The 12614-nt window shown below is 62.8% G+C and carries 13 protein-coding genes; 8 read left to right on the forward strand and 5 right to left on the reverse strand.

Annotated elements, in window-relative coordinates; genetic code table 11:
* Positions 1-1375 (reverse strand): hypothetical protein (locus ACTIMO_RS11440; RefSeq protein ID WP_448182492.1); only part of this gene is annotated, 1375 nt, incomplete at its 3' end.
* Between the two features lie 699 nt (positions 1376-2074).
* On the opposite strand from ACTIMO_RS11440, the gene ACTIMO_RS11445 reads away from it, so the two are divergent.
* Both ACTIMO_RS11445 and ACTIMO_RS11450 read left to right on the forward strand, forming a co-directional pair.
* Complete coding sequence (locus ACTIMO_RS11445; RefSeq protein ID WP_448182493.1) at positions 2075-2731, forward strand: response regulator; 657 nt, start codon at positions 2075-2077, stop codon at positions 2729-2731.
* Positions 2732-2990: 259 nt separating this feature from the next.
* Positions 2991-3254: an ANTAR domain-containing protein gene (locus ACTIMO_RS11450; protein WP_448182494.1), complete on the forward strand. Its 264-nt coding sequence runs from the start codon at positions 2991-2993 to the stop codon at positions 3252-3254.
* 59 nt (positions 3255-3313) lie between these two features.
* Here ACTIMO_RS11450 and ACTIMO_RS11455 read toward each other — a convergent pair whose 3' ends face one another.
* Positions 3314-3877: a hypothetical protein gene (locus tag ACTIMO_RS11455; RefSeq protein ID WP_448182495.1), complete on the reverse strand. Its 564-nt coding sequence runs from the start codon at positions 3875-3877 to the stop codon at positions 3314-3316.
* 334 nt (positions 3878-4211) lie between these two features.
* Here ACTIMO_RS11455 and ACTIMO_RS11460 point away from each other — a divergent pair, with 334 nt between their 5' ends.
* The 6 genes from ACTIMO_RS11460 to ACTIMO_RS11485 all read left to right on the forward strand — a co-directional run bounded on the left by ACTIMO_RS11460 (position 4212) and on the right by ACTIMO_RS11485 (position 8825).
* Positions 4212-4829, forward strand: coding sequence for a SipW-dependent-type signal peptide-containing protein (locus ACTIMO_RS11460; protein ID WP_448182496.1), 618 nt, complete (start codon positions 4212-4214; stop codon positions 4827-4829).
* 2 nt (positions 4830-4831) lie between these two features.
* Entirely contained in the window at positions 4832-5488 is a 657-nt protein-coding gene (locus ACTIMO_RS11465; RefSeq protein WP_448182497.1) for a SipW-dependent-type signal peptide-containing protein, read from the forward strand.
* Between the two features lie 95 nt (positions 5489-5583).
* Positions 5584-6246: a signal peptidase I gene (locus tag ACTIMO_RS11470; protein WP_448182587.1), complete on the forward strand. Its 663-nt coding sequence runs from the start codon at positions 5584-5586 to the stop codon at positions 6244-6246.
* A gap of 23 nt (positions 6247-6269) precedes the next feature.
* On the forward strand, positions 6270-6947 hold the full coding sequence (locus ACTIMO_RS11475) for a hypothetical protein (RefSeq protein ID WP_448182498.1): 678 nt from the start codon (positions 6270-6272) through the stop codon (positions 6945-6947).
* A 146-nt stretch (positions 6948-7093) separates the two neighbouring features.
* Positions 7094-7924, forward strand: coding sequence for a GAF domain-containing protein (locus ACTIMO_RS11480; protein WP_448182499.1), 831 nt, complete (start codon positions 7094-7096; stop codon positions 7922-7924).
* Positions 7925-8408: 484 nt separating this feature from the next.
* Positions 8409-8825 (forward strand): DUF7793 family protein, encoded by a 417-nt coding sequence (locus ACTIMO_RS11485; RefSeq protein ID WP_448182500.1) that lies wholly within the window; start codon positions 8409-8411, stop codon positions 8823-8825.
* A gap of 1237 nt (positions 8826-10062) precedes the next feature.
* Here the strand turns inward: ACTIMO_RS11485 and mscL are convergent.
* The 3 genes from mscL to ACTIMO_RS11500 all read right to left on the reverse strand — a co-directional run bounded on the left by mscL (position 10063) and on the right by ACTIMO_RS11500 (position 12533).
* Positions 10063-10482 (reverse strand): large conductance mechanosensitive channel protein MscL, encoded by a 420-nt coding sequence (gene mscL / locus ACTIMO_RS11490; protein ID WP_448182501.1) that lies wholly within the window; start codon positions 10480-10482, stop codon positions 10063-10065.
* Positions 10483-10752: 270 nt separating this feature from the next.
* On the reverse strand, positions 10753-11376 hold the full coding sequence (locus ACTIMO_RS11495; RefSeq protein WP_448182502.1) for an ANTAR domain-containing protein: 624 nt from the start codon (positions 11374-11376) through the stop codon (positions 10753-10755).
* 320 nt (positions 11377-11696) lie between these two features.
* Positions 11697-12533 (reverse strand): GNAT family N-acetyltransferase, encoded by an 837-nt coding sequence (locus tag ACTIMO_RS11500; RefSeq protein WP_448182503.1) that lies wholly within the window; start codon positions 12531-12533, stop codon positions 11697-11699.
* Positions 12534-12614 lie beyond the last annotated feature (81 nt).

Below are 12614 nucleotides of genomic sequence, written 5' to 3' on the forward strand. Positions count from 1 at the left end.
CTTCCTGGGTGCCGGCAGCTGCGTCCACGGCCGCTTCGGCTTCCAGGACGGCGTCGTTCAATCCGTCGAGTACCTCGATGGCGGTGTTCACGTCTGCCTGAGCGTCGGCGACAGCAGCATCAAGGCCGGGCTGGGCGCCTTCGGCGTCGGTCAGGCCGAGCTCTGCTGCTTCCACGGCGGCCGCCAGCCCGGCGAGGGCTTCCTGCGCGTCGGTCAGGCCGGTCTGGGCGGCGGTGACGTCGGCGTCGAGGCCTGCCTGTGTTTCCGCGCCGGCGGTGACTGCGGCTTCGGCGTCGATTACTGCGGTGTCCAGTCCTTCCTGGGTGCCGGCAGCTGCGTCCACGGCCGCTTCGGCTTCCAGGACGGCGTCGTTCAATCCGTCGAGTACCTCGATGGCGGTGTTCACGTCTGCCTGAGCGTCGGCGACAGCAGCATCAAGGCCCGTCTGGGTTTCCTGAGCTTCATCGAGCGTCACCTGCGCGTCGATCACGGCGGCGGCGAGGCCGTCCTGTGCATCGATGGCTTCCTGCACGTCGGCTTCGGCAGTGATGACGGCCGCGTCCAGTGCTGCCTGCTCCTCCTCAGCGGTGCGGACATCTTCCTGTGCTGCCGCCGCTGCCGCGTCCAGGCCCGCCTGCGCTTCGAGGGCGGCGTCGACGTCGGCCTGCGCGTCAGCGGCTGCCGCGTCCAGGCCCGCCTGCGCTTCGAGGGCGGCGTCGACGTCGGCCTGCGCGTCTACGGCTGCCGCGTCGAGAGCGGTCTGCGCGGTGACGGCGGCGGCGAGCTGCTCCTCAGCGGTCACAACGGCACCATTAAGGCCAGCCAGAGTCTCGATCGCCGCATCGACGTCGGCCTGAGCAGCGGCGACCGCGGCTTCGAACTCGACCTGCGCGGAGACAGCCGCGTCACGAGCGGTCGTCGCCGCATCGACCGCTGCCTGGGCGTCGGCCAGTGCGGTGCGTGCTGCGTCAAGGTCGGCCTGCGCGTCGACGACGGCCTGATCGAGGGGAGCCTGCGCTGCTTCGGCCGCGTCGAGTGCTGCCTGTGCGGCGTCGACGTCTTCCTGCGCATCGGCGAGGACGGCAAGAGCTGCGTCGAGGGCTGCCTGTGCGGCCTCGGTGTCAACGGGGACGGCGGCGACAAGAGCGTCCCGCTCAGCCAGGGCCACGAGTACAGCTTCGAGGGCTGCCGAGAGCTCATCCGAGAGTTCCTGGTCCAGTGCCGCATTCTCCAATGCCGCGCGGAACAGGTCCTGAGCGGCGAGGCATTCTGCGGTATCCGGTGCGGCCGAGGCTGGAGCCGCGGTAAAGAAAAGACCGCCTGCTACGAGAGCGGCGGTCGAACCTGCGGCGAGAAGACGCGTGGGCTGAGACATGATGATATTTCCCCTGTTGATAGAGCTTCCCTGAGTGAAGCGAGCCAGCAGGACACGAAAGAAACCTGAGAATTTCCTGAAACCGCGTCCTACCCCCATCGCACAGCATGGAGAGGGATGACGCCACGCACATCCGGCCACACTTTCAGGTCCGAAAGACGCGCCCAGATAGCCAAACGGACCGGCGCCTCGAGCGGTGCACGATGCTTGTCCCCTATTCCTTTACCGCAAGCTGCATCGCGCACCGAAATTCCTCATCGAACCAAGGAACAGAGCACCCGAGATCCACAGCAGCTCAGATCAGCTCCTCCTCACCCTCCACAGGTCCTCCGCTAGTTCTTCGTACTGATGCCTCAGGTCAATGAGGTCGACTCTCTGAGCATCGAGCCCCGGTGGGAACGGTGGGTCCGGTGCAGCAAGTGCGTCGGCGCTGGTTCGGGCAGGTGTAAGGGGGACGGTCGTGCGAACTTTGCACTTACGGGTAGTAGGTCCCTTGCCTTGTGCCCCGATGAAAGACGCTCGTTCAAGGTCTTAGGTGGTCGCTTCGATTTACGGGTTGCTCCGTCGGCTCGGTCAAGGGTCCGTCTAGCTATCGGCGCCTGGATCGGATAAACCCTTGTATGTAGTCGGATGCTTACGAGCGACGACCGCAGGATCAGTGACGGGCAGGTCGCTGACGTCAGGGGGAAGGTCTCAACAATGCAGCAAACAACGCTTCGAGTTCATCTGGTCGACAACGACTATCTCGTGCGCCTCGGTATGGAACGTCTCCTTGAGACGATGGACGGCATCGAGCTTCAATACGTGAGCTCAACGGGGAACGACGCCATCAAGGCAGCCCTAATGCATCGACCCGACGTCATCCTCATGGAGACCATGGTGCAACATGTCGATGGTGTTCAGGCAGTACGGGAGATTGTCACCCGCGCTCCTGACATCAGAGTGGCCATGGTGTCCTCGGCGATGGATCTGGACTTGATCTGCGATGCCTACCGCGCCGGCGCCACGAGCTACCTGTCGAAGTACTCAGTCACCACCGATCTGGGCGCCGCTATCAGAATGATCCACCAAGGCGACAGCATCTTCTCCCTACCACCAGATCTTTCACGCTTCCCGCTACCGGTGAAACAGTCACGTTCCATCGAGGTCGATCTCATCAAAGGTCTACCGAGTCGGGACCATGCCATCCTCACCGCGTTGACTGCAGGTCGAACGAACCTCCAGATCGGGGCTGCTCTGAGACTGAGCGAGGGAACGGTCAAGGCACGTATCGCAAAGATCATGCTGAAGCTCAACGTCGAAGGCAGGGTGCAACTAGCAGTCCTCGCAGTCCAGGCCGGCCTCGCCGCACACTGAGGTCTTACCGGTCACCAGGATAGGGCTCGTCAACGCGTCACCTGCATACCAGCTACGTACAGCTGCATACCAGCTACGTGCCAGCTACGTGCCAGCTCCGTGCCAATTGCTGTCAGGGCGCCATGCATTGGCTTTGACTCAGTTGGGTGCTTCGTGTCGAACAGGCGAGGAGCAGTGGGGCGGATGCGGCGAGGAAGGGTAAAAACCTTCTATACTCAAGCGCCTGACCGATACCCCGCTTATCGAGCAGTAGGAGCCCATGAACGACCTCGACACGGACGTGCACGACGTTTCCGGTAAGCCCTTCACCCAGGACTTTCGTCGGACTGCCACCGATGACGAGTTCGATCAGGCCCTCGCTAATCGCTCGGTCTTGGATGTAGCGGTGGGCATCACGATGAGGTCCAACGACTGCAGGCGGGATCTGGCCCTCGCTCACCTGCACAGAGTCGCCAGAACCTTCGACATCACAGTGCTGGAACTGGCCCGCGGACTCATCGAGAGTTCCGGCAAGCACCTCTGACCGCCGGCATCTGACCAGTACACCCCTCTCACTGCTGCCATCGACCGATGAGATCGCGCTCAGGTCAGGTTGCGGCAGGTTCCCCCCAGACCGGCGATCAGACCAGCGTTCGTAGCGGTCGATGCCGCCTTGGACGTCCACCCGTACTCACTGATCACGATAGATACTTCGAGTTCCGTGCCCAGGCCCAGGAGTCCGCCGAGAAGATTGGTCGGAACCGTGGTGATGTAGTGACCGGCGGTGTTATCGAACCGGGTGTTCTGACTGAGGTTGTAACCGGTCAGGGGTGCCAGGACCGATCCGAGACCAGAGGTCGAAGCCCAGACCTGCGCCTTGGATATGTCATAACCGGTCGGTGGGATCCAGTAGATTTCGACCCGCCCTCCAAGACCAAGGACGCTGACGTACCGGCACGTCCTGGTGAGCTGGGCCGAAGGAATCGTGACAGTAGCAAGAGTGCCACCAGTGACCTGCATGCGCTGCCAGGAAGCGACAGAGGGCTCTACGACCGGCAGTCCCGGTCTCAGCAGGAGCAGGGTCGCAGCTATGACCGACAGGGCGGTCCGGCGCATCCGGCGGTCCCTGAACGCCAGCGGCCGAAGCGTCGCCAGACGAGTGCTCATCAATGACTCTGTTCTAACAGGAGTGGCAGGGGCGGCAGGAAAAGTTCGGCGAGGACTTGGGCGGTACCGCCCTACTCCCAGAGGACGGAGGAGCGTCGACATGTACCTTCGGATTGTCAGCTTATGCGGCACAGACGCCATTCAATACCTTCTGTTGGTGCTCCGCGTTGGTCATCCGGCCCCTGCGCGCAGAAGGGACTGATACGGGTCAGCAAGAGAACCCTGTCGGCCATCAGGTCCGGGCAGAAGGGCCATCCCTGAATAGCCGGTTCATCCTCTAGCGTGAAGCCGCCGGTCGTCTCAGCCGGATCCACGCAACGTCTAGGACTGCATCATGACCACAACCACGCCCGACACCACTGCCGACAGCCGCCACGTGAAGCGCCGCAGGGTGCGCGCTATCCTCGCGGGAGGTCTGGTGCTGGGTGTCGGTGCTGCAGTTACTCTCGCAGCATGGAACGATTCCGAATTCGCTATCGGGAACTTCCAGGCCGGCAGCTTCGACCTGGTAGGCAGCACCAACGGGACGGACTTCGACGACCACGCAACAGCAGCGGGCGCAGCAACGCTCGACTTCTCACTGAACCCCACGAACCTCGCACCGGACGACGTCGTCTATGCGCCCTTCTCCATCGCTCTCGACACCGGCACCACCTACGGCGCTGACGTCACCATCACATCAACGCCGGTGACCGGAACGCTCGAGAACGTCACCTACGAGCTGCTGCAAACCACAACATTCGGGTGCACCGCCGACACAACCGGCACAGCTCTCGTACCCACCGCAACGGACGTGGGAACCACTCCCGGCACCGCGGCCTTCAGCTTGGCAGCGCCAACTGGGCAGACTCTGGCGCCAGTGAACCTCTGCTTCAAAGTCACAGCCGGTGCAATCGCGCAGGGTGACACCGGATCCGCGACGTGGGAGTTCGCGGCCGAGTCGCAGTCCTGACCATGGGCGCGCACAGCGCTCCTGTACGCGCATGGCCGGCGAGGATCCGAGCGGTCCTCGCGGGGGCGCTGGTCCTCGGGGTCGGAGGATCTGCCACCGTGGCGTCCTGGACGGACAGCGAATACGCCTCGGGCACCTTCTCCGCCAGTACCTTCGCCATCGAATCGACGATCGCCAACCCCTACGCCGCTGCTGGCCCCTGGACAGTGAACGAAGCAGCGCCAGGGGCGACCCTGGCCTTCAATGCCAGCGGAATGTATCCAGGCGGCGCCGTGTATGCGCCGATCGCCCTCCGAACACGGACCGGATCTGTTGCAGGTACCACGACGCTCAGCGGTGCGACCGTCAGCAACACCTCTACGACCCCACCCCTCCTCGGCTCAGCGCTGGTTTACCGCGTCGTCCGCTCCGATGTGTGCGCTGCATCAGCGTTCAGTACCGGCGCGACCTTCCTCATCGGAACTGACACAGTCCGCCAGCCACTCATCACAGCGCAAGCAGCAGGCGACAGCACCATCCTCCCCGCAGCCACTCCTACAGGCCCAGGCACCAGCGTCCGCTTCTGCTTCGAAGTCACCCTCCCGCTCGGTGCGGACAATCGCCTCCAAGGCACCTCCGCCACCGCCGTGTGGACCTTCACTGCAACCTCGACTCCATGACACCAAGGCCAGCATCATCAGGGATAACAGGGCCATCGATGGCGTCGGCGACATCCGGGCTGGTGAGCTCGTCACGTGAGCAGGCTGAGGCAACGATGGGTCGGAGACCCTCGAGCCTGCGCGTACTGCCCGTCCTTCGTGAGCTCCTGTTGAACCTTGCCGCTGTGGGTGGGGCCCTCTGCGTCCTCCTCGTCATCCTGGCGCTACTTCTCGACATCACCCTGATCATGTTCAAGACAGGGTCGATGGCACCGTCGATCCCAGCAGGGTCGGTTGCTGTCGTTCAGGAAATACCGGCCTCCGACGTGCACGTTACGGACGTTGTGACGGTCGATCGCGCCGGCGCTTTGCCCATCACGCACCGTGTCACCTCGATCAAGGACGCGGGCGGGCCAGCACGAACCATCACCATGAAGGGCGATGCGAACGTCGCCGGGGACCCGGCTCCGTACACGGTTACCAGTGTCCGTCGTGTCCTATTCTCGGTACCCCGGCTCGCCCCTGTCATCGTGCGAATGTCAGAACCAGCAGTGATGGCCGTGATCACCCTCGCCGTAGCAGGCCTCGTGACTTGGGGGAGCTGGCCCACCCGCACCCCGGCCAACCGCACCACGCCCGCACGCACCACGCCCACCTCACCCCGGCACGGTACCCGCGACTCCGATCTGTTTCACCGTAAGAGCAGGCGCCGAGCCGATCACCGAGCTGAGCGTCGAGCGGTGAGGAGCGGGGCACTCGGACGCATGACGACGAAATGAAGAGACGCGGACGCCACTACGCAATGGCGGCCATCACCCTCTCCTGCCTGCTGCCGACACCAATCAACGCCCACGCCTCGGGACCCGGCAGTTCGGTGACCGGAACACCTCCGCCTGCGGACTTGCTCCGCCTCGACTACTCGAAGGAGCGCGTCCGTCTCACCCCTGGGGAGCAATCCTCTTGGGACGTCGACGTGATTCTCAGTCCGGGCCTCGTTGACGTCCTCGCCCTCGATCTCACAGTCCCCGCCATGATCCCCGTGACGGCGGTCAGATCACAGGATGTTTTCACGGTATCGGTGAACGGGTGCACCAACCCCTTCACATCCATCGGCTGCCGAGGGGACACCATCGTGCTGCTCGATCCTGTCGGGACAGCAGCGAAACTAGTGTCAGAGCGCGTAGTCCTGCAACCATTTACGGTTGGTGTGAAAGACACCTTGTACCTGCGCGTCACCGTGGACTGGCAAACCACCGGTACCTCCCCGACCTCGACACCCGGCACTTCCTTACCAGTTCACCTGTCCGTCACAGCCTCAAGCAGCGATGAGAAGCAAACCTCGGAAGCTCAGCTGACTGGCACACGCCTGCCCACGACAGGCGCATCCATCAGCCTTGCATTTTTCTTCGCGACCAGCGCAGTCAGCGCCGGACTGATCATCTCCAGCGTCGCCCGACAGCGATACCGCCAGCCCGAGTGATGACCGCCCTTTGTCCATTGAGGAGATCTTCGACCTATATCGATTTCTTTGCCTGATGTTCATATGACAGTGGGATGTTGAGTCTGTACCTTTGAGGGCACGACGAAGAGGTCGTGGCTGGGGAGCCTAAAGGGGGCGATGGGTGTATGAAAGATGCCGACGTGCAGCAGGGTATTACCGTCGATGTCGTACAGCAGCACGCTTTGAACGCATCCAGTATCTATGCCCTGTACGCGCAAATAGGTGGAATGAACACCGAAGACGAAGTCTTGAGCTACTTGACGGGAGCCTCTACCCTTCCGCAGCTGCAGCGTGACCTCCTCGCGGAGGCGGTCAATGAGCAGCTCAATGATCTATGCATACGGGTCGGCTCAGGTGGAAGTATGCGGGCCCCGTACAGCAGTGTGAATGTGGCAACAGCCGGCGGGTACTCGGTCAGCGAGTTCGACGGCGAACGCCTGATCCAGCACCGGCTACCACCACACCATCCATTCCCGCTGCCGAAGGACGCAGAAGAAGACCGCATCGCGTCCTTGTACGCATCGGGGCTCTTGGATCGCACGTCGGCAGGAAGTCTGGAGAGACTACCGCGGATGACGCGGGCGTATTTCAACGTCATGGGCGCAGCGCTGACCCTCATTACCGAGGACAAGCTCATCACGAAGTCGCTCATCGGAACCCTGGAAGGAGCGATGCCGCGGGATCAGACCTTTTGTAACCAAACCATCCGGTTCGACCAGACTCTGGTCATCTCAGACACTCACACGGACCCGCAGTTCAAGAACAGCCCATTCGTCACCGGCCCGCCGTTCATCAGGTTCTACGCCGGCCATCCGATCTACGGACCAGGCGGAATGCGGATCGGAGCTTTATGCATCATCGACGACTCGCCCCGGAGCTTCAGCATTGCCGACGAGCACAAGCTCCGCACCCTCGCAGCGCTCGTACAACTGGAAATCTGGGATGTTCGTGGATGAACCCCGAGCAGCTCAGGCCAAATCCCATCAATAGTGGTCAGGTGTGGTGCAGCGACGGCGGGCCCTGCAGGTAGCAGGCCGCCGTCGGCTTCCTCCACGTTCAGTTTGACCACCAACATGACGCACCGCCGCATCAACCACGGGGCGCGGACGGCGCCCGTGGACCACACCGTAGGACCGCGTGCAGGAAGAGTCCACACCGAGGTGATCGCCGCTCACTTTCTGGCGGCACGTAGGGTGATCCCTTAGCGCTGACCCCACCCACCTGTGACCCGCCATCGGGAACCGACTATTGACCCGATGCCCTGCGACAGTCGGACAATCCACCATTCGATCAGCCAGTATCTGCTGGCCTCCGATCGGCATGTCATAGGGCAGTCTGTAGCTTCACAGCGCACCCAGACGTGCCTTACTCTGGGTCCACTGGTCTCAAAACCTTGTCGTGCCGGCCTCGCAGTCGGATGTCTCCACGAAGGAGTGCGTTATGGATCAGTTCGCAGTGCGCCGCGACAGCGATGTCTTGTTCCTCCGGTGGACGCCGGGAACACGTATCACCCACCTACTCGCGATCGAAGCAGCACTGGCCCTCAAACACCTCAGCGACGGGCAGACACTGCCATTGATCGTCACCATGTCCGGCATCGACGGGCTGGCGTTGAAGGCCCGCATGGGAATGAACGCTTACCCCGGGTTCAGTGCTGTCGCATTGATCGGTGACAGCCCTGTTGATGAGGTCCTGTCCGGCTTTTCCCACCAGTCCATGACCGACACCCGCTACTTCACCAGCGAAGGGGCCGGCCTGGCATGGCTTGAAGAAGCTTCCGGACCTAACGCCACCGCGCCGAGGGCAGCACGGACGCGAACGGTCATGACCGACGAACAGGCGGAATCAGCAGCCTGAATCAGCTGCCTGAATCATCGGCAGGCTCGCCGGCGACCGGCCAGCAACAGAAGTGCCCGGTCCGCGGGTGATGCGACGTCGGGTTCCAACGTGTTCCACTCGAACCAGTTGACCAGGGGCGATCGGCGCCGATCGCGGTGTCCGCTCACGTTCAATGACAGGTCACCCCGTGCAGGTTCGGGTACACGGGGTTACGGCCATCCCCTTTCACCGTGAGTGTTCCACCTGCCGCGCTCCAGGACAGCTCGTACCGTTCGTCGGCGATCGGCCGGGTCCCGTCGTCGGCTGTCCATGTTCCTGTACGAAAGCCGATTCCTGTCGGGTGTATCGAGTAGACCTGGCCTGCACCGGACGTGAGGAACGAACTTTCCCGCGCAACAGCTCGGCATCCTCCTGGCGGGGATGGCTCCAGAACGGCGTAGGTAGCAGAAAAGATAGCGTCGCCGAGAAACGCGGTCACGCACCCCGCGGCGGCGATCGTGCTCACGACACGCTATGCGACCGGCACTGTCAGGTCGTTCTCGCGAGCGCTCACGCGCCGAGAGCTACGGGTGAGGATGACGGCCGCGATCACAAGGGCGGCACACGGGATCCACGGAGGAAGGATGAACGGGCCGACCACCAGGATCAGTCCGCACCACCCCAACACCACAAGCATCAGCGCGGCCACCGCGCACAGGACACAAGTCCAGCCGAGCCGCTGTCTTAACAAGCGACCCGTCGAGCGCCGAGGCGTGGTCATCGTGGAAGCGTACTACGGCTGTCTTGCTCGTCGGTGAGTTCGATCGAGTCCAACCTGCCCCCAAGCATCAATGGGCTCGCCCGCTTCTGGTCGTGGCCGCCTGATGAGGGGGGGCAGGTCGTACCACGGAGGACCTTCACCACAGGAAGGCCGTCAAGGGTCGTGACAGTCGGTCGAGAGCGCTTTCGTGAGGCTACCTGCTGCTCCTCAAGGAGAAGCGAACCTCGCCGGCGATGATCAAGACTCAGGAGACCGGAGCGCCCACCACATCGGTGGGAACCCCTCCTCCAGCAGAAATCAAGACGCCGATCACTACGGACACCGCGGCGACAACGAACCGGATGGTGCGAGCTCCTATCGAGAAGATGCCACCTTTCACGTGAGGCGGTGATGCTTCAGGCGAGGCGATGGGGCATCCCCGATGGTGCTGGTATGTGGTGACGTCGAGTAAGCGGGCCCGAGCTTCGATGGTGGTAAAGCCACAGTGTTGCCGTTTCAGAGGCGACCGCTGCGTGAGTCGATGCGCTGGAGCAGGTCACGCATTTCGGTGAGCAGGGCGACGTCCACCGGGACTGGTTCGGCTGCCGGCTCTCGGACTTCCGCTCGAGCCCTCACGCGTGCCGCTGCGTGGTTCATCGGGACGACGAACACGAAGTACACCACTGCTGCTGTGATGAGGAAGGTGATGGCCGCGGTGATCAGGCTGCCGAAGTCGACGAATGTTGCTGTGTTGCCGGGCCGGATCTCGAAGCCGAGACCTGCGGCATCGACGCCGCCGGCCGAGGCGATGACCGGGTTGATGATGAAGGTCGAGAAAGCGCCGACGAGTGCGGTGAACGCACCGCCAATGACGACGGCGATCGCCAGTTCGATGACATTGCCCCGCATGATGAAGTCCTTGAAGCCCTGCAGCATGATGGGTGCCCTTCGTTTCCAGCCGTACGGTGTGCACGGGCGTCGATACCCACACAGTAGACCGGGAACGTTCTTTCGCGGGTGGCAGGGGGAGAAGCAGCTGTACTCAATTGCGGTGATTGAGGACCGCAGACGAACCGACTCCAATGACGAATAGCGCGCCCATCAGCAGTGTCATGACCATGGGCGTCTCGGCGCCGAAGCCGATGGCCGGCGTGGCGATCCCGATCAGGGGAAGGGATGCGAGCCCGACGACGGCCGAAGCGCTGGTCAGGAGGGTGTCCTCACGCTCGTCGCCGGTCTGAGTTCAGGCGCGTTCGAACGTCGTGGCTCGACTTTGCGGTTGACGTTCTGGCTGTAGCTGCTGATGCGTTGGAAGGCTTCCAGCGCACTGATCCCGTGCCGGCTCATGAGGATGCCCTTGGCTTGTTCGATGACTGCCCGGCTGACTGTTGACGCGGCGACGGCTTCGTTCGCGAGCTGGTGCCGGTCGGCGTGGATGGACCGTGTGAGGTCCACGACGAGCCCCCATACCCCGACGGGGGTGTCGCCGTCGAGGATGAGGTCGGCGCTCATCAGGATCTTATGGACCCGGCCGTCCACCGACCGCAGGGACGCGTACGCTGAGGCGGGGCCCTTGGTCGTGGACACGCGGTCCCAGAACGCCTGGATCCTGTCCCTGTCGACGGGTTCGATATGCGCGAGACCGAGCTCGAGAGTGGGAACGATGTCGCCGCGTTCATAGCCGTGGATCCGGAACAGCTCATCGGACCACTGGAACGTCGGTGATCCGAAATAGTATTCGACCGTCCCGGTCGGACAGTCGATGAAGGAGTCGATACCTGTGTCCCCGGTGCGGGGTGCCGCCGATTCATCGGAAATGGTCATGGTCATGAAACCCATTCAACGGACTTGCCTCGGGCTAGCGTGTTAACCCGAACCTCAGAAAAGGACAGTAGCAAAGTCCTCCGACACCATTCCCCGTCATCACTGTGGCGGATCGGACGCGTGCCATTGATCGCCCTACCACCACGACGGCATCGGCGCTCCCAGTGGCACCTGACTGGGGGGTACGGGCGGGCGACGATGGGATTGATCCTGGTCACTGCCCTCACCTGGGACGAGCTGAACGTCCCGGAGTGTCTGGCAGTGTCGCCTGCTCCGTCTTCTGTGGTGGCATTTTGAAGGTTGTCCGCAGTGTTGCGCGGGTCGGTTCAGGTGTGGACGAGTTGCTTGTACTGGGGGTTGAGCTGGAGGAAGTCCTGGGCTTTCTGGCAATACGCGATAGCTGCGAGGCGGCGCCGGTGGGCGGTGAGTAAGACCTGATGGATCAGGATGCCCTCAACGCCCTGATGCTCGAACGGCTCCGAAACGACCGTTCGCTTCAGGCGCAGCACCCCTGCCCGCATGGAGTAGGCGATATAGCCGGCAAGCACACCGTCGCGGAAGAGTTCGAACCGTCGGCCCAGAGCGTTGTCCCGGAACTTCTGCCGGAACTCCGGCGGGTTCGCGCTGGAAGCCGCGTCGGCATCACGGCGTTCGATTTCCTCGATGACTCGTGTGTAGTCATCAACGATCATGAAGGACGGCGAGTCCCTGTTCAGTTGCTTGAACAGGTCATTACTCCACCGGCGTAGCTGACGGTCGCTGGCCTCGCCCAGGTGGAACGGGATGACGTCCGGCGCTTCGCTGGCCGGCCGAGACCAGCCCTCGAGCTCCGAGTCCGAAAGGCCCTCGATGCGATCCGAGGAAGACGCAATACCGTCGACACCATCAACGCCGTCGACGCCGTGGAGGTCATCATCAGGTGACTCGGATGAGGTTCCCGCTTGCGCTGAAGCGGCGACGGTGAGAGCGACGACGGAGCCGATGACTTCCTCAGCGACACATGCCGGATCAGGCGCATGAGCCGCCCTCGTCGCTCCGGAAGTCGGAGCCGGATCAGCCAGATCCGCCGGGTTCGCTAGATCTGTTGTCTGCGGGCACATAGATGGGGAGCCGTAGGCTGCATCAGTAGCCTCAGCGGCGTCGGTCACGGGTGAAACGGACATGTAGTCGTCCTTCGTGCAAAAAGCTGTAGTGGCCGTTTCTTGACCTGAGGTCCACTGTACGCACTCAACTCACGACCCGTA

The organism is Arthrobacter sp. CP30 (assembly GCF_053470025.1).